The sequence below is a fragment of the Providencia sp. PROV202 genome (assembly GCF_028479565.1).
Taxonomy (GTDB): domain Bacteria; phylum Pseudomonadota; class Gammaproteobacteria; order Enterobacterales; family Enterobacteriaceae; genus Providencia; species Providencia zhijiangensis.
Window position 1 is genome coordinate 1 of record NZ_JAMPNV010000008.1, and the last position, 20,438, is coordinate 20,438.

General features: G+C 37.8%; 7 protein-coding genes. 6 read left to right on the forward strand and 1 reads right to left on the reverse strand.

The features are described 5' to 3' along the window. Positions 1 to 157: 157 nt before the first annotated feature. The 5 genes from mazG (at position 158) to PR799_RS04930 (ending at position 13,137) form a co-directional block, all read left to right on the forward strand. Entirely contained in the window at positions 158 to 952 is a 795-nt protein-coding gene (gene mazG, locus PR799_RS04910) for a nucleoside triphosphate pyrophosphohydrolase (protein ID WP_154627564.1), read from the forward strand. A 365-nt stretch (positions 953 to 1,317) separates the two neighbouring features. After that, positions 1,318 to 2,955 carry a glutamine hydrolyzing CTP synthase gene (gene pyrG, locus PR799_RS04915; RefSeq protein WP_154602423.1) on the forward strand — a complete coding sequence of 546 codons (1,638 nt, stop codon included), beginning with the start codon at positions 1,318 to 1,320 and terminating at the stop codon, positions 2,953 to 2,955. A gap of 64 nt (positions 2,956 to 3,019) precedes the next feature. Beyond that, positions 3,020 to 4,321: a phosphopyruvate hydratase gene (gene eno / locus PR799_RS04920; protein WP_006659306.1), complete on the forward strand. Its 1,302-nt coding sequence runs from the start codon at positions 3,020 to 3,022 to the stop codon at positions 4,319 to 4,321. Between the two features lie 224 nt (positions 4,322 to 4,545). Then, positions 4,546 to 11,382, forward strand: a complete 6,837-nt coding sequence (locus tag PR799_RS04925; protein WP_272521388.1) for a TcdA/TcdB pore-forming domain-containing protein — start codon at positions 4,546 to 4,548, stop codon at positions 11,380 to 11,382. Positions 11,383 to 11,751: 369 nt separating this feature from the next. Continuing rightward, positions 11,752 to 13,137: an SLC13 family permease gene (locus PR799_RS04930; RefSeq protein WP_272521389.1), complete on the forward strand. Its 1,386-nt coding sequence runs from the start codon at positions 11,752 to 11,754 to the stop codon at positions 13,135 to 13,137. 88 nt (positions 13,138 to 13,225) lie between these two features. Here the strand turns inward: PR799_RS04930 and PR799_RS04935 are convergent, their stop codons facing one another. Then, positions 13,226 to 13,852, reverse strand: coding sequence for a hypothetical protein (locus tag PR799_RS04935; RefSeq protein ID WP_272521390.1), 627 nt, complete (start codon positions 13,850 to 13,852; stop codon positions 13,226 to 13,228). A 274-nt stretch (positions 13,853 to 14,126) separates the two neighbouring features. On the opposite strand from PR799_RS04935, the gene PR799_RS04940 reads away from it, so the two are divergent. Further along, entirely contained in the window at positions 14,127 to 20,438 is a 6,312-nt protein-coding gene (locus PR799_RS04940) for a TcdA/TcdB pore-forming domain-containing protein (RefSeq protein WP_272521391.1), read from the forward strand.

Genomic DNA, 20,438 nt, shown 5'->3' on the forward strand with positions numbered 1-20,438 from the left:
CTCAATTGCCGCCTACCTACAACACGAACTATTTTGAAAATACTTTTTGACAGCTGCTATAACAAAAGCTTGAAAGATTTAGCGTATTCAATTTAATTTGGTTAAGGTATAACCCTCATTAAATCACCATGTAATTATTTTTTGATAAGGGTTAAATATGCAGCAGGGCAATAAACAAATTGAACGGTTACTCACTATTATGGCGCGTTTGCGTGACCCGCAAAATGGCTGTCCGTGGGATACGCAGCAAACGTTTAAGACCATTGCCCCTTATACCCTTGAAGAAACCTATGAAGTTCTAGATGCGATTGAACGAGAAGATTTTACCGACTTAAAAGGCGAGTTGGGGGATCTCCTCTTTCAAGTGGTGTTCTACGCGCAAATGGCACAAGAGCAAAATCTATTTGATTTTGATGATATTTGCCAAGCCGTCAGCGACAAACTTGAACGTCGCCATCCTCATATTTTCGACGAAAATAACCAACTCAGCAGCCAAGAAGCCATTGCAGGTTGGGAACAACGCAAAGCCAAAGAGCGTGCAGAGAAAGACCAATACTCAGTGTTGGATGATATCCCGAATGCACTTCCTGCCTTAATGAAAGCCTATAAAATTCAAAAACGTTGTGCCTCAGTAGGCTTTGATTGGGATACGCTGGGTCCTGTAGCTGGCAAAGTCACTGAAGAGTTAGCGGAAGTGATGGAAGAGGCCACTCAAGCAGTCGTGGATGAACAGCATCTTGAAGAAGAAATTGGCGATTTATTATTTGCGACCGTCAATCTATCTCGCCATTTAGGACACAAACCTGAGCTTGCCTTACAAAAAGCGTGCAGTAAGTTTGAGCGCCGTTTTCGTGAAATCGAAAGACGATTAGCAAAAACTGGCAAATCGACAGAAACTGCTACACTTGATGAGATGGAAACATTGTGGGCGTCTATCAAATTAGATGAATGACCCAATCTAGACAGCTAGATTTTTGCAAAGAATGTTCGTCGATAATGATAGTCACGGATTGAAATAGTTATTCAAAATCAAACAATCGGCAAAATGATGTTTTTTCAGTGATAGATTAAGCTGAAAGGATTTAGCATTTACACAAAAATGTGTTAATCTTGCAAAACAGTTGAATAGCACCCTAGAAAGTGACTATTTATCAAACGATAAATATTTTTATTTTTAACTTGCTGATTTATTTAAGGTATTAATGAAAACTAGCCTTATTGCGCTTAGAACATTTGTAGGAGATTTAAGGTTCGGGTATACTGTTTTCCCGTCCTGTTATATCCATCATCTTTTAAACCTAAACGTTCAGGTTCAGCATGAAAACTAATTATATTTTTGTGACCGGCGGGGTCGTATCCTCTCTGGGTAAAGGCATTGCCGCAGCCTCCTTGGCGGCTATACTCGAAGCCCGTGGACTCAATGTGACCATTATGAAACTGGATCCCTACATTAACGTAGATCCAGGCACAATGAGCCCAACCCAACACGGGGAAGTTTTCGTTACAGAAGACGGCGCTGAAACTGACTTGGATTTAGGTCATTATGAGCGTTTTATTCGTACCAAAATGACACGTCGCAACAACTTTACGACTGGACGTGTTTATTCTGAAGTCCTGCGCAAAGAGCGTCGTGGCGACTACTTAGGCGCGACCATCCAAGTTATTCCTCATATCACTAATGAAATCAAAGATCGCATCATCCGTGGTGGTGAAGGTCATGATGTTGTATTAGTCGAAATCGGCGGTACAGTCGGTGATATCGAGTCTCTGCCATTCCTAGAAGCTATTCGTCAAATGGCTGCGGAAGTGGGCCGTGAGCGCACACTGTATATGCACTTAACGTTAGTGCCATACTTAGCGGCTGCGGGCGAAGTGAAAACAAAACCAACACAGCATTCTGTGAAAGAGTTACTGTCAATTGGTATTCAGCCTGATGTGCTGATCTGCCGTTCAGATCGCGTTATTCCTGCGAATGAGCGCGCGAAGATTGCCCTATTCTGTAATGTTCCAGAAAAAGCGGTTATCTCTCTGAAAGACGCAGATTCAATCTATAAAATCCCTGGCATGCTGAAAGCGCAAGGTTTAGATGAATACATCTGTAACCGCTTCCGTCTTGAATGCAAAGAAGCTGATTTATCTGAGTGGGAACAAGTTATTTACGAAGAAGCCAATCCAGCAGGTGAAGTTACCATTGGTATGGTGGGTAAATATGTTGAATTACCAGATGCATATAAGTCAGTTATCGAAGCACTGAAACATGCAGGTTTGAAAAATCGTTTAACGGTCAATATTAAGTTAATTGATTCTCAAGATATTGAAACCCGTGGGGTTGAGCTGCTCAAAGGTCTGGATGCGATTTTAGTACCAGGCGGGTTCGGTTCTCGTGGTATTGAAGGAAAAATTCTGACGGCACAATATGCGCGTGAGAATAAAATCCCTTATTTAGGTATTTGTTTGGGAATGCAAGTGGCGCTGATTGAGTTCGCACGTAATGTTGCGAATATGAAAGACGCGAACTCCACTGAATTTGATGCAGATTGCAAATTCCCAGTTGTTGCGCTGATTACTGAATGGCGTGACGAAGATGGCAACGTTGAAGTGCGTTCTGAAGAGAGCGACCTTGGCGGTACAATGCGTGTTGGTGGTCAGCAATGTCATTTAACCGATGGCAGCTTAGTGCGCGGTATGTACGGCGCAGAAACGATTGTTGAGCGTCACCGCCACCGTTACGAAGTGAACAATCTGCTGTTGAAACGTATCGAAGATGCGGGTCTGAACATTGCAGGTCGTTCTGTGGATAATAAACTGGTTGAAATCATTGAAAATCCAAACCACCCATGGTTTGTGGCTTGCCAGTTCCACCCTGAATTCACTTCGACCCCAAGAGATGGTCATCCGTTGTTTGCAGGTTTTGTTAAAGCCGCTGGTAAGTACCAGAAAGGTGAGTTGAAATAAGATACGGGGAAGTCGGCAATTTTCGCCAACTTCCCGAAATTTAACTTGTACTGAGGAAAACCTAATGTCCAAAATTGTTAAAGTGATCGGTCGTGAAATCATTGATTCTCGTGGTAACCCAACTGTTGAAGCTGAAGTACATTTAGAAGGTGGTTTTGTTGGTTTAGCTGCGGCTCCATCAGGCGCATCTACAGGTTCTCGTGAAGCACTGGAACTGCGTGATGGTGATAAATCACGTTTTCTGGGTAAAGGTGTTCTGAAAGCTGTTGCCGCTGTTAACGGTCCAATCGCTCAAGCAGTTATCGGTAAAGATGCTAAAGATCAAGCAAATATCGATAAAATCATGATTGACTTAGATGGTACTGAAAACAAATCTAAATTCGGTGCAAACGCAATTCTGGCAGTTTCTTTAGCAAACGCAAAAGCAGCTGCTGCGGCAAAAGGTATGCCTCTGTATGAGCATATTTCTGATCTGAATGGTACTCACGGTCAATACTCTATGCCTCTGCCAATGATGAACATCATCAATGGTGGTGAGCACGCAGATAACAACGTTGATATCCAAGAATTCATGATCCAACCAGTTGGCGCACCGACACTGAAAGAAGCGGTACGTATGGGTTCTGAAATTTTCCATCACTTAGCAAAAGTACTGAAATCTAAAGGTATGAACACGGCTGTTGGTGATGAAGGTGGTTATGCACCTAACTTAGAATCTAACGCTGCTGCACTTGCTGCTATCAAAGAAGCGGTTGAGCAAGCGGGCTACGTTCTGGGTAAAGATGTGACTCTGGCGATGGACTGTGCAGCTTCTGAGTTCTACAACAAAGAAACGGGTAACTACGAGCTGAAAGGCGAAGGTAAAACCTTCACTTCACAAGAGTTCACTCACTACTTAGAAGAACTGACTAAACAATACCCAATCGTTTCTATCGAAGATGGTTTAAACGAATCTGACTGGGATGGTTTCGCATACCAAACTAAAGTTCTTGGTGACAAAATCCAATTAGTTGGTGACGATTTATTCGTAACTAACACTAAGATCTTAAAAGAAGGTATCGAGAAAGGCATCGCTAACTCAATCCTGATCAAATTCAACCAAATCGGTTCTCTGACTGAAACATTAGCTGCGATTAAAATGGCGAAAGATGCTGGCTACACTGCCGTTATCTCTCACCGTTCAGGTGAAACTGAAGATGCAACTATCGCTGATTTAGCGGTTGGTACTGCAGCAGGTCAAATTAAGACTGGTTCTATGAGCCGTTCTGACCGTGTTGCTAAATACAACCAACTGATCCGTATTGAAGAAGCTCTGGGTAACAGCGCACCATTCAACGGTCTGAAAGAAGTTAAAGGCCAAGCGTAATTTATATTCGCTGAAATTAACGCCTAGAATGGGTCGAGAAATCGACCCATTTTTTTTTGCCTGAAATAAATGTGCTAGATAAATAGTTTTGAAAGTATTTAAGCCTTATAGATAATGCGGAATAACTCCATCTCGTCCTTTTTAATTTTTATGCTACTAATAGAGCCGCAATCAAATAGTGATTGCTTGGATAATTAACATGAATATTAAATAAGGAAATTATTATGGGGAAGGATAGCCATGACTCGCTATTTACCGCAGCAAAACAAGTATATGCATATGTAAAAAAAAATGCAGATTTAATGAAGTGCGTTGCTACAATAAAGTTAGGTTATCAGCAAAATGGTGCATGGAATGAATCCCTGTCAAATCTAAAAGCGGCATTAGAAGAGAAAATTACTGATGTTACCTATATTAATTATAGTCGCACTATTCCTTCGGGTATCGAAGGCTTAAATATCATTGAGCAGAAACAATTCTTAGCCGATTTTAAAAAACATTTCTCAGAAAATACGCATATTGAAGTTAAAGTTCAGGGGCAAAATGATAATAATTTTTCATTGTTAAATGATGATGAATTGTTAGATGGTTCTGCATATCGAGTATTACCGAAGAATTATCGTGAGCGATATAATAGCCGCTCAATGTTAATGTCTCGATTAACAGTTAATGTGAAGAAAGAATATTTCTCAGACTTAGCCAAGGCATTAATGCAGCTTTATGAGAATGATCCCCATAAGAAAGTGATGCAAGCGAAGATCATGGGCCCTAAAAAATTAGGACGAATAACTGATCAAGCGGTGATTTATTTTTCTGAAGCGAACCTACAAAGTGCCACCGAGATTAGCCAGCAACTAAAAGCATTATTACCCGAAGATGCGATGATTGAGCACGTTCCGATGGGAATGTATCGTGTTGATAAAGGCTTTTCTTATTCAGAAACCCTTGAAGGGCAATCCAGTAGTCATGGTGAATCAAGATCTGAAATGATATCTAAAGGGATTGTTTCATCACTGATTTCAGATAAACCGTTAGAACAAAGCCTTTCAAAAGAATTAAGGATACAAGGCTACGATGTGGAACAGCCCGCTTTGTTGTCTCAGTCTGTTAAGGAAACGTATTTTGACATTTCGATTACTGGCGGCGGCACGAATTCAGATAATCAGCCTAGTATAGATATTGAAAAATTTAAGCAAAACCCAGTTGAATTTGCCCGTGACTACAATATTAATACCAAAATACTTAACTCTATTTTGCAAATACCCACGGAAGGTAAAATATTATTCAGTAAAAATTTTGGTAAAGGTTATCAAGTTGAATATGTGGACGCCAGTGATGAACAAAATCAGCGTTACATAATAGATTGCTATCTTTTAGATTCAAAGGTGCGAAATAAAGAAAGCAAACGCGTCGAATATGTGGATATTCCTAAGAATCATCCGGAGAAAGCGTTTTTATTCACAGGGTTATTGCGTGGCGAGTCGGTTGTGGTGATTGAATTAGACCACGAAAACTACCGTGTTTATCGTGATAACCGTGCTGATGCTTCATTACTTTATGATAATGTTGTGATGGCTGTTGATGCGCGGGACTACACGATAGTCGAGCAAAATATTAGTAAAGCTAGCGCATTTATGCATTTTAATGGTGATGAGTGGAAATTGATTGTTCAACCCCAACGCAATCGAATCGCCCTCAGTGCAGAAAAAAATATGGTTAGAGTCCAAAAGGCGGGGGACTATAATCTTTCCGATAGAAAGCTGCGCTTTGAAAATGTTAGGGAGAGACTTCATAGTGAATTAAAAATGCTGGCCAAAAAAGCCAATGTGAAAATTGGTGATATTCCAAATGAAGAAGTACTCACTTCAGAACCACTGACTGAGCCCTTTGAAAAACATTCATCATTAAAAACGTGGCTGGATATTGGTAGCCAAGTCAAACAAAAATTAGATACTAAAATTCAAGAGTTAAAAAAAAATCGCCGGTTACTAGAGGAAAGTTTAATTGGTGTAACGGATATAGCAGAAAAAAAGAAAATAGAAAATGCCATTGAAATGAATAAAACTATTGTCTCAATGCAGAATAAACAATATGGCGAGCTTTTTTATCATTTGCGTGAAGTGGAATACAGTTGGTTATGGCAACGTATTAAAGAAAACCAAGGTATGAACGCAGTGGTTAAAATTAAAGAATTTGATCCTAATATGGGAATAAACTCACCTTATGCTTATCATTTAACAATTAATGAACGGTATGAAAATTTAATTTATCTGCACAAATTAACACGAAATATGCGGTTTAAAACTGAGTTTAGTAAGGGAATTAAGCAATATAAAGAAATTAACATACAGGATGTGAATGATAAAATACCTTCACAATTATTGAAAAAAATGTATGTAACAAACGAGTATACAGCGAGAGAACGAGGTGCACTGTATCGTGTCATTCAAGAAACCATGTACGCAGAATATATTACCAACGTACTGACTCAAACTGGAAAAATTAGTGAATTCTTCGCTGAATCTGGTAGTAAAACGAATCGATTAATTCCTCAAGATTTTTATTTATCATTAGTGAGAAGTGAATCAGGTGGGCGCTGCTATCCATTGGTAAGAGGTATGTCTGTGGGATTAGCGCGAGAAGGACACCTAGGTGCGGATAAACTCATAGGTAAACTATATATTGCCGCAGCCAATCCTGAGGGCCGTGATGCACTTTTATTGCAAGATTCTCTGAAAAGATTACATTCCAATGTGGAAGCGGTAGAAGCCTCCTTTTCTCATGGGATTATGGAGCTGAAAAAGATCCAAACTCTGTTGGAATTAAAGTCTGAAACCATGATGTTCGCTATCAATAGTAAAAGCCACTCAATGTTAGTGGGTAAAACTGTCAGTGGCGAACAAAGTACTTATTATTTTTATGATCCTAATTTTGGTCTTTTCTCATTTAAAAACAGTAAGCGACTATTTTCATCTTTAAACAAATTTTTTAAGGAAAAGAAAATGGCCGATTACTATTCAGCCTATGAAGTTGAGAATAAACCTGCATTTGAAGTGGTCTTTATTAATACAGATGAAATGGCAAAAGTACCTATTGGTAACTATCTAACGGTTAATGATTTAAGTAGCGAAGAGGAATTATCTGATTTAAGGGATAGGGGGAAAAAAGTCGACGCATTGATTTTTAAACAAAAAGAAATTATTGAAGATACGAGATTGAAAGCTTCATTAACGATATTAGATGCTCAGCAGTGGGGGGAGAAAATTAATGATGCCACACTAAAACTCTCAGCAGAAAAACAGCTTAATGAAAAATGGGTTCCACTGTTTTCAAGTGTGGAGCAAACATCAGATAACCTATATCGAATTAAATTTATCCATATTGAAAATCCGGATCTTACCCACTGGGTTGAGACTATGGACAAAACATTTATGGAGTTTCACCAATATTCTCTCGAGCAAATGAGGTTATTCAGTAAATATTATCGTTTTGAAGAAGATAAAATAAAAGCACAACTTAATGAGGCTGATGCTAACTCAGTTGATGGCTTGAATGTGGGCATTGCTGTCCAATCGATTATTCAGTGGATAGAAAATAAAAGCCGTAATGAAGCTTCAGAGAGAGAAAACTCACCGAATTTATTGTTAGCGCTAAAAATTCATACCTATGTTAATTATTCTATGATGGCATATGGCGCCGCCAATGATATGGCGAAAATCAATAAAATTATTAAAATCGGTTTAAAAACAGGACGTGAAATCACCGTAACGGAGATGAACAGTTTCTTTTCATCAATGGCAAAAACAGCGAATGAGGGGTTGGCGGTCATTTTTAGTGGGGCGCTAGTGGGGTTTGATATTTATGAATTATCAAATGCGGAAAGTGATCCTGAACGCATTATATTTGGTACTCAACTCGCTTTTGATTCTGCAAGTTTGGCCGCAGTCTCAGGTGGAATAGGGGTAGGTGCTGCCGGGTATGCGGGGGCGGCAACCGCATTAGGTGGTGCAAGTGTTCTTGTGGCAGGGATTGGGATCGGATTTATTGGTTTAGCACGCAATTTTGCGATTATCGGCGAAGATGCAAAAACCGTCGGTCTCTATTTTTCTAAGTTGGATAGCGCTTATAACGGTAATGGCTACGATTTTATGGTAGATAAAAAGTTACTGCTTCCTAAATTTGGCGCTGTATTTAATTCGCTTAACTTAAGAACTAACCAGATTCAATTTGATAGCCAATATATTTATCGAACAAGTTCAAGCTCTTCGGGTGGTGGACGCCATAACTATATATTTTGGGCAGGGAACTTCCCAACGATGGTTAAAGACCGAGAGCAAGCTATAAATATCCGCCAAGGTATTGGTTATCCATTAGCGATACATAAATTGGATTTTTTTGATGCCGATACTCTCATGCTGCCTGTTATTCCTAAGTCTTATATTAAATACAGTTATAATTTATGGCCCGGTTGTACATCGCGCCACGATAGTGGTTTTGATGTCATTCGTCGATTAGAGCAGAAGGATAATTTTGATTATGATTTCTATATATTCCCTAGCGAAAATACGATTACACAGATTTTCCATGAATATGTGGATACCCCAATTGATGTGATTTTAGATGAAAAAAATCGTACATTAATTGTTCCTCAATTAGCGAGGGAATGGCATGGGAAAATTGAATATAAAATAAAAGGCAATGGCGGAACGTATAAACTTAGCTTAAATCATGGGATTCGTATCAAATTAACGGATGATGTGCAGAATAATCAAAATTCGAAATGGATTATAGATGCCAGCCAACTGGAAAATAGCGCGATCAAAATACAGAATAATCAATTAATTGTTGGTGATATTAAAATCGATGTTGATGTTGACAGTATACAAGGCCAAATCATCGTCGTTAATAAATATAAAGAAGTGCAGAAAATTGATTTGTCATCGTCTCAGTCAACGATTTTAAGCGAAGATGAAAAATTATGGCAAGGCGATGAAAAAGATCTAGAACAACATTTGAATCATTATGCAGAGCAGCATAAAGCACATGGGCAATTTATTGTTATCGCTAATCACCAGTACAACGGTAAGGATGTGGGGCGTGCATTCTATGATGTAAGCAATCAGCGCTATATTTTTATCGATACTCTTGATACTAATAAACAGTACGCTATTCTAAGTACAGTGGTAGACGATATTGCATATTTCTACTTACCAACACAAAAGCAAATATGGGAAGTGGATATTGCGACTGGCGCTATCAGTTCTGAATATCAATTAGAAAATCCAAATAACCGACCGTTTGAAATCTTACAATTGTGGAAAGGTGATGGGCATATTTATTTTTCATGCAGATATACTGATACCAATGAGGTCGTTAATTTTCAAATCGAGAAAAATATTATTAAATTAATTAGCTTCGATGCAGATTCAACATTATTAGAGCGCTTAGCTCAAACTCCTACCCAGTTTTCAGGGATATCACCTCAGACGTTCCTACGAAATTATATGTTAAGTAGTACTTACAAAACTAACGATAAACAAGCTGTACAGATTGAAGCCGATTTAGGACAAGTAGTGGCTATTTCAGGTGTAGATAGTAATCAAGTTTTGCATCGTTATTGGTTAAGAGTGAGTGACAGCCTACTCATTAAGCCCAATTTGTCCTCCTCTCTTGGTTATGGAGAAACGCCGACCAATATCCGGTTACATCAGAGCCATTGGGCTATTCCACCTGATTTGGCATTAATGGGAAGCTTATTTGATGACAAAGGAACGGAAATTTTTTATTTTTACAGCCATAAAAATAAAGAACTGTATCGTCAAGAAGGTCCAGGGCAGGATATTTTAAATGTCACGAAACCAACGGCATGGCTTTTAAATACCCCGCATGGCTTACAAAATGCTGTCTTTTGGCAAGGTAATTTATTTATATCTAATATTGATGGTGTTGTTTGTCAAATTGATGATAAAGGAAAATACCATCCATCCGCATTAACTGAAAATTGGTTCAAAGATCGTGCAAATTGGTGGAAAGAATTGGGGGATCACTATTGCTGTAACACAATAACATTGATAGGGCTAAATAAAGGAAGCACCCAGAAAGTAATTCCTGCTTGGTCTATAAATGGAAAAGTGATTATTGCTCATGAATTATCATTAGAAAATAATATCCAGCTTTTAGGTTTAGATGCGGATAATTCAGGGGCGTTGATTTTCGATCCGACCACTCAAAAATTGTATCGCCAGCCATTTGCGATGGAGAATCAATTATCTTCCGCATTTGGACAAGGGCGAGAGCTTCTTGATGAGTCTGCATTACCAAACGTTGTTGATGTTTACCCGAGTTTGCAGTTCTCGAGTGTGAAAAATGTTGGTAATGGCTTGTTAATGTTTGCAAAAAGCGGTGAAATTCTGTATGTCGATATTTTAGCGAATGAAAACCAATCACAAAGCACTCATATCAGTTCTTCATTGATTATTCGTGGTGGCAAGCAAAATGATAGATTATCGCCCGCAATCATTCAGAATGTGGAAAACATCGTGCTGAGTGCTGGAGATGGGCAGGATACTTACAGGATTTCGAAAGAAGCATGGGCGTATTACCACTCTATTATTATCGATAATCATGCGCTTGATTCTCAGTTAGATACGCTAATTTTACCTGTCTCGGAGAGTGATGAATTGGTGATGAGCCAGCACGATGATGATTTAATTATCACCGATATGAGCCAAAATACCACTTTAGTGTTGAGGCAAGTTTTTGGTGATCAAAAACAAGCTCATCAGCATTTACAGTTACGTTTTGTCAATCAAACGCAAGGCGTAACATTGGAACAATTCATTCAGAATCACTCATTGAATTTAGCGATTGATCTGGCAGAAACGCATATTGAGCTTAAGGATTATCAGCGTATTGAAAGTGATGTTCATTTTTCGTTGTTGTCGGAACAGGCTGCAGGTTTTGCACAAAAAGATTCATTAGGAATGCCTAGAATGGATACCCAGTGGTTACCGAACATGACATTGCATAATGGTTTGTTAGGCCATTCATCCCAAGGATAACTCATAAAAATGTAAGCCAGCCTGAATTACATAGTCAGCTGGCTTACAGCTCACAAAATAGAAATGGGATTATTTATCTGAACTATCAAATTGTTATATATTTCTGGTGAGGGGAGTTTATAGAGGAACGTCGCAGTTAGTCATTCTTACCTATGCATTGTCTTAAGTAATTAATTGCCATTTTTGTGAATTAGCAGTGAGATTTTTACGATTTTCACCATAAAGTGAGTAAATTGCGGGGTGCAGATCGCAATTTTGGGCTATCTACATTTTCATCTCATTCAATTAACTCTATATTTTACTCCTCTTAAAAAACGATTAACAAAAATTACTCGAAAACTTAAATTGCTTCCGAGCTATGGAGTTAACATGGATGCTTCCGAATCTTTGACACCATCGGCTTCTCCAACCCCTTCAAATAAGCGTGGTTGGATTATCCTAGCGGTTGATATTGTAGTTTTACTTTTACTGTTGAAATTTTTGCCTTTTGATGACAAAGCAAATGCAGGACTGGCTTTAATGGTCTTCGTCGGCGTGCTTTGGTTAACAGAGGCTATTCACGTCACTATCACGGCATTATGTATTCCTTTACTGGCGGTTGGGCTGGGATTAATGGGAACCGGGGATGCATTAAAAGCTTTCGCTAACCCAATTATCTTTTTGTTCTTTGGTGGATTTGCGTTAGCAACTGCACTGCATATTCAAGGTCTTGACCGCCTAATAGCTAACCGCTTGTTGATGGCTGCTCGTGGGCGTTTATCGGTTGCAGTAATTTTGCTGTTCGGGGTGACCGCAGGGTTATCTATGTGGATCAGCAACACGGCAACTGCAGCAATGATGTTACCGCTGGTTTTAGGTATTCTTTCTAACCTTGATGTTCGCCATGAGCGCAATACATTTGTATTTGTGTTATTGGGGGTGGCTTATAGTGCCAGTATTGGTGGTTTAGGAACGATTGTCGGTAGCCCGCCGAATGCGATTGCCGCTTCTGCGCTTGGTTTAGATTTCTTATCATGGATGAAATACGGTATTCCAATCATGGTCGTTTTACTGCCAATGATGTTTGTTCTGATGTATATGATGCTTCGTCCGAACTTAAAACACCGTTTTGATATTGAATTAGAAAAAGTGGAATGGAATGGTAAACGTATTACCGCAATGGGCATTTTCTTGCTAGCGGTTGTTTGCTGGATCACCAGTACATTTATCAGCGAAGCTTTAGGTGGTGTGAAAGATTTAGATACCATCATCGCATTGAGCGCGGCAGTATTAATTGGTATTACGGGCGTGGCGAGCTGGTCACAAATCCAAAAAAATACCGAATGGGGCGTATTAATGCTGTTTGGTGGTGGTTTGACACTAAGCGCAATTTTAAGCTCATCTGGCGCAAGTAAAATCATGGCAGACTGGATGCAAATGACATTTGGTGAAAGCCATTGGTTTGTGATCATTCTTGCGGTGACAACCTTTATTATCATCCTGACGGAATTTACCAGTAATACAGCCAGTGCAGCACTGTTGGTTCCAATCTTTGCAACAGTTGCGGAAGCATTAGGTATGCCAGTCATGGCGTTAACCATGATTATCGGTATCGGTGCATCTTGTGCCTTTATGTTACCTGTCGCGACACCACCGAATGCGATTGTGTTTGGCTCGGGTTATATTCGACAAATTGAAATGGTACGTGTGGGTGCTGTATTGAACGTGGCATGTATCATTGTCATCTCTCTATTTGCTTGGTTCTTCTGGCTGTAATAGCAACCAGAAAACTCGACAAATAAATAGTACGGCCTCAGAGAATGAGGCCGTTTTTTATTTCTGATGCTGTTGATATGACAAGCATCTATTGGTTCTTCCCTAGCTGAAAGGCTCCTGATCTGAATATTGAAATCTCACTATTTCCACGCAGTGAGGAATTTCTGGTTTGAGTGAATCCTTTAATATCAATTATATTTTGCAGGCAAAGAGTGCATACTTTGCATAATGTTTGATGGCTTTCAAGAGGGCGGGTATTACCGAAAGTCGTGACGTCCTTGTCTGTCACAAGATGGTGTGCTTGTTGATGAAAAGTCTCGATTTTCGTATAACGACCTGCACTCAAAATACCGTCATGAAGGGGAGTAAAAATGGTGTTTGATGGATTGAAGTTGTGTTGTTTTGAAGAAGTGATAAAAGGGGCGTTTTGGTGATTGAAGCGATTAGCAAACAAGACAGGCTTTGCTAATGGAAAAGATGAGGATGATGAGGATTGGCTAGATGAATTTGAATTAACTAGCTTGATGACTCGTTGTTTTGGAGAGCGTCCCTCCATTTGGGTGACTTTCGCCCATATCATCTTGGCGATTTGGATGGTCAAACTCCGCTGACCATGGTTTTCATTGCTCAAGAAAAAATGATGCTCAATAGCCGTTGTTGAACGAATATTCCGACTGAGCAGAAAGGGTCTAGTTAGCATTATTGTATGAGTCATCTGTTATAAGTTCCTTGCTATTAAATGTCCTTAACGAGAATGACTATAACGCTAATTTTCTATTCTGAAGCTATCAAAAAATGAAAATGAACTATTAAAAAATTTAATTATATATAAATTTTTTGTTTTTCAATGCCAATGAATTATTTTCATTCTATATTTAATCTTAAAATTAAAACCATAGATGTTTTTTGTTATTAATTTAAAGTTGATGTGAAATAATCATATTTTAAATTATTCAGGATTTTATCATTAAATAAATGGAGTTATAGAAATGAAAAGTGATTTTTATTATTCACCTGTTTTTTTTTCTAAAAAAAATAGTATTAACCCTAGAGTGATATCTCAAGCATTACGCGATCTGGCGTTAAAATCCCCTTTGTGGTGGGGCTCATCAACTAAAGATACGCCAGCAAGTCGTGATATCAAGCTATTTAAGGAAAATACGATAGTGTTTTCTCATGCCAATACGATTAGCGCTGATGAAATGACTCATATGGGGAAATTACCCTCACAAGGTTTAGTCAAATTCACGCAAAAATCACCGAATACTTATGCTATTAATCCTATATCCAGTGCTTCACATCTTGACCCAGAGTTAACGGTGAATGCTTACTTTTTAGGTTATAACGGCGCTAATCAATCAAATATAAAACCAGCTTATATTGATATCCCTATACAGGCAGCTGAAAACAATTTTCTTTTCACTGGCTCTTTAACGGGATGCTCAGTTATCGTTACAAAACATAATGATACAACATATCGAGTGTACCATGATGGAAGAGTAAATAGTTCAGTGCTCTATGACAATGTGGTTATGGCATTTGATTTTCAAGATTACCAAGTTGCCGGTGCTGATGAAGGTCTTGCAATGGTTTATATGAAGTTTCATGAAGGTCGGTGGGCATTAATTTTACAGCGCCAACAATATGAGGCGGTGAATGGCATTCCTACTCCACAACGCCGAATACAAGATGAACCCGTTATCTTGCTATATCCGGATGAAGCATTTTATCAATCACGTTTAGATAAATTCAATCGATACCGTAGTGATGTACATAAAAAGTTAGTTGGTATTGCACAGGATTTTAATATTGATACGGAAAATACTAAAGATGGTATTTATGAGAGTGGTGATTTTTCATTGAAGCATCCAGCGATTCGTTCTTGGTTGAGTTTACAAGATAAAATTAAAAAACATATCAATATTGAGAAGGAAAAATTAGATATAAAAATAGAAATTGCGAGAAATGAAATTTTTGAATTACAGAATAAAGTCATACTTTCGAATAATGTTGCTCTAACAGATGAAGATGAAGTTAAAATAGATGAGTTAAAAGAAATAATTGAATTGAATGGACGCTTAAAAGAATTTTATAAACAAAAATATGATGTGGTTTTATCTGAAAGCTTATCTGTCGAACGTAGTTGGTTATGGTTGCAAATTAAAAACCATCATGGGAAAGATGCAGTTCTTAAAATAGATGAACAAAGTATTAAATCAGGTATTCAATCCGAATCTGTAAGTAATAGAGAAAAATACACAGTTCTATTAAATAATGATATATGGAATGGTCATGGTGATTTCAATCAAGGTGTTAAAAATTATAAAGAATTAAGCATCACTGGTTTTCATGATGAAATGTCAGCATCAAAAATGCGAGCGCTTTATATTCATGGAGAATTAAGTGTTAAAGAGCGTGGCGCATTGTCTCAATACATTCAGATTAAAGAACAGTCGGAATATGTGGCAAATATTTTAAACCACACGCTAAAAACAAATACCTTATTCCAAAATGGTGGAAGTATTTATCAACGCCTTGCTCCTCAAGATTTTTATTTACCATTAATGGGCGATCATGAAGGAGGTCGTTGTTATCCATTAGTGAGAGCGATGTCTGTTGCATTAGCTCAACATGATGATGTTAACGGTGCCAACGCGCTTTTCAATAAGCTGTTTATTGCCGCAGCATCACCGGAAGAAAAAAACGCAATCTTATTGAAAACATCACTGCAAAATTTACATTTTAATACGGAAGCTGTAGGTGCATCTTATTCAATTGGTTTACTTAATTTAAAGGATATAAAAAAACGAGTCATTGAATCTAATGGGACTCAGATGTATGCCTTAAATACTCAAAGTCATTCAATGTTAATAGGAAAAAAAGTTCATAATGGTGAGGTACGCTACTGTTTTTATGATCCTAACTTTGGGCTTTATATTTTTGATAACCCTAAAAAATTTTCTAAGTGTTTAGATGCTTTTTTGATTAAAGAGAAAATGGCATATAAGTATGATGCCTTAATGGAGAAATCTGAGCCTGTATTTGATCTCGTCTCTATTGATACTGAGCAAATGGCAAATGTGAATATTGGTACAGGAATAAGAGTGGAAGATTTAGTCTCTTCAACTGAGTTATCTGAGGTCATCCCACGACGTCAAGAAACAAGAGCTTTCATAGAGAACCAAAATTTATTAGCAAAAGATAGGCAAATCAAATCATCTTTGAATATTTTAAACGCAGAGCGATGGGGTAGCCGTTTAGAGTCATCACTAGATAAAATCACTCAAAAACACCCGTTAGATGAATATTGGCTACCTGTTCTTACGAGTACCGAGCGATTAGAGGATGGGCGATATAAAATTCAGTTCGTTCATAAAGGCGATGAGGAGGAGGCTCGTTGGATTGAAACTGATGACAAAACATTTTTTGAATTTAAAGAATATTTTAGTGAATCAATCGACTCTTTTAGCCAGCACTATGCGTTTAAGGATTTAGCGCTACAGCATGAGGATATCATAGGAGGGGGGACTGAAGCTGAACATGTTGATGGACTGAATTCTGCGATGGGGATTAAGGCTCTGATTGAATGGGCTGGAAATCGTAATCGCCAATCAGTGGCTTCAGGAAATCCATCTAACCTAGGTACCGCATTGAAAATTCACGCTTATGTGAGTTATACCATGATGGTTCATGGGGCTGCGAACGATATATCACGAGCCAGTCGATTGGCGAGTGCACTTTGGAAAGAAGGCGCAGAAATCATTAAAACCGAGATGAATAGTTTTTCATCATCGATTTTACGTACCGCTAATGAAGAGATGGGTACTGTTTTTCAGGGGGCTATGGTCGGGTTTGACATTTATGAACTCGCGAATGCAGAGAATGAACAACAGAGAACGGTCATCGGTACTCAGTTGGCGTTTGATTCAGCAGCGTTAAGTGCAAGCGCTGTGGGATATGGAGCTTCGCTATTAGGGGCTGAAACCGTTGCTGGTGTTGCTATGCCGTTAGCCGTGCCTTTAGCGGGTTTAGGGATTGGTATTACTGAGTTAGTCAAAATTAATGAGCATCATGCACAGGAAGCAATAGAGGTTGGTGTTATTTTTGGTCGATATAAAGAGCATTATCAGAATGCAGCTATTTATTATGATGAAGAAAAAAAATTATTAATGCCTACAGAAGGCATTGTGATTAAAGACATTAATTTTTTAAATGCAAACTTTAAGCTTGGTAGCCAATATATTTATCGTGGCGAAGAAAGAACATGGGTTTTCAAGCATAGTACTTTAAGTGATTTTCAATCAAGTCCACGAGCAGATATAAATAAAGATGAAGCGATTAATATTCGAGAAGCAGTGGGTATTTCACAAGATGAAGTGATATTTTATCCCAATAAGTCAAATACTATTGTGTTACCCGTAGTTCCTCAATGTTATCTAAGTTACAAATATACTTCTTTTTTTGGTAGTACAACCCGTGGTGATTATGGTTTCTCAGTGCTTAGAAAAATGGAAGAAAATTACCAGTTTTATTTTGACTATCTTTATTGTGGTCTAGAGTATGTCATATCAGAATTAACACCAGAATATGTTTTTACACCTATTTCGATTATTTTAGATTCAAGGAATAAACATTTAATTGTTCCTAATATGCCTAAATCGTGGCATGGCTATATAGAGCATATTATTACAGGGAATGGAGGGGAATATCAGATTTCAATGAACCATGGTGCTTCTTTAAGGCTAACGCAATCGCCATTCTCGGTGGATAAATCCACGTGGATTATCGATACAAGTAGTATTGATGATCATAAAGATCAGGTAATTAACGTTAATGATGATAATATCCAAATTGGTAATTCTGTTATTTATATTGATGGCACTGCTGCATCTAGTGTAATTCAAATTATTAATAGCAAACATGAGATTAGGGAAGTCAACTTTAAGAATAAAACAATAGATATTGTTCGCTTAAATGGAAAACAGTGGAACTCAAAGACACACTCTATTGACTCTTTTCTTAATGAGCTAGCAGAAAAAAATGAGTTGCATAAACAATATATTATTATTGATGATTATTCGGTTAGTGGGAATGATGTTGGAAGGGCGTTCTATGATGTTGCCGCTAAACACATGTTATATACCAACTCATTAAATAAAGAAAATCAATCTGCAATTTTAATCGCGACTATTGAAGATATCGCCTATTTTTATTCTAAAAATGAAAGTGTCATATGGTCAACTCATGTTAATAATGGTGATTTGTATGCTAGTTTTGAATTTCATAGATTTTTAGGTAACGATGCAAATATTGAGCGAATTTCAATAAAAAATAATTCAGTTATTGTTGAATTAACGAATAGAAAAAATGGGAGTGACGTGAATGTGGTTTATCATTTAGTGAAAAACCAACTAGAGTTAGTGAGTATTTCTGATGATTCCATCTTAATGGGGAGGCTGAATAAGCTCGACGTTATTATTCCATCTGAAAAACAAAAGTATTTCTTAAATCACGATTATTTAGTTAATGAAAACTATATTAGATTGAATCAGAATAATAAAAATACATTACCTACAATTGTCTCTCCAGTCAAATTATCGCCAAAACTAGCCTCAATTGTGATGATAAAAAATACTAATTATTTAGGCTTCCAGAGTATTTATTGGCTACGTACAAGTGATGGGGTAATCATAAAACCTAACTTAGCCAGACCTGATGATTATGATCAAAAGATGATAGAAAATATATCTCAGACAATGTATTGGATTTCGACTAACCCTGAAGAATTAGACTCTATGAATCGCAGGCTGGCGAATGGAGAGCCTTTCAGTCATGTATTAGATCCTGCTTATATGGGTTTTACAGATAAATCGACACTGTTAAATATTGAAGGGAGATTTAGGTTCGCAAACACAGAGCCAACATTAATAAAAATAGTTGGAGCTTGTTTTAATCAGTTTGATCCGCTTACCGACACGTGGAATTGGAAACCACCAACCGATCTGATATTGGTCGGTAGCCTATTCGATGAGAATGGCGGGGAAGTTTTTTTCTTTTATAGTAAAGAGTCCGAGACCATTTTTCGCCAAGAAGGGTTAGGGCAAAAAGATATTGATCTTAAAAATCCAACCGCTAAGCGATTAAGTTTTAGTGAAATAGACACGGTTTTTGATTGGAACGGAAATCTATTCGTTATTCACAAAAATGGAGTAGTAAAACAGCTTAATGCTAATGGCAGTGCGGATATCATTGCGATAAATAAAACCTGGTTTGAAGATGAATCATTTAATTGGCGTAATTTAAACGATTTTATTAATGAACCTAATCCAATCACACTGTTTGGTTTGAAAGGAAAAGATGGCAAGCAACCTTTATCCGCATGGTATTTTAAAGGAAAAGTCATTGTTAGTGAGTCCTTACCATCTGAGGATACATTACATTTTTTAGATTTTGATTCGAGTGAGGGTAGTGGGGTTATTTTTGATACAAAAACCAAAAAACTATATCAACAAACCGCAATTTCGAGTGCACTGTTAGCGGATATGTTTGATGACAATCAGTCTTTAAAGCCCTCCGAAAATTTACCAAAACTCATTGAATTATATCCAGATGTTTCTCTTGAAAATGTACGAAAAATAGGGAATGGGCTAATGTTGTCTTCTAGTGAGGGGCAACTTATTTTTCACTCGTTGTCGAAGAATGAACCGTTAGGCTCATCATTCATTATTAAAGGAACCAATAATGATGATATTCTCGCGCCAACACAGCTAAAAGACGTGCAGACATTGATTCTCAGTGGTGGGGAAGGTAAAGATACTTATCACTTGAAAATAGAGGATTGGCAAAATCATCAAGTCATTATTATCGATAACCAATCACAGGATGGCGAAATAGATCATCTTGTATTGCCGATAAAAATTGAGGGTAATTCCATTTTTGTTAATCGACTTAATGATGATTTAATTCTCACGGATTCCATTAATCAGACTTCATTAGTATTACATAATGTTTATGGTACAAACTCATTAGCTCACCAGCATTTGATGATTCATTTTGGCGATGGCGTTTTCAATATTAGTGAGCTTGCAAACGAGGTTACGTTTCACCGTGGTGCCATGTATTTATCAAGTTATTTTGAAGAGAAGCCGCAATGCAATGCAGATCTGGCATATTTAGCTGAGAGTTGCAGTCAGATAACACGTCCACATAATATGAGTTATCAGCCGAATGAAAAATTAGGGCGGAGTATATCAAGCTCAGACATAATACCAATCAGTACGCTGCAGTCTAAAATACACTAG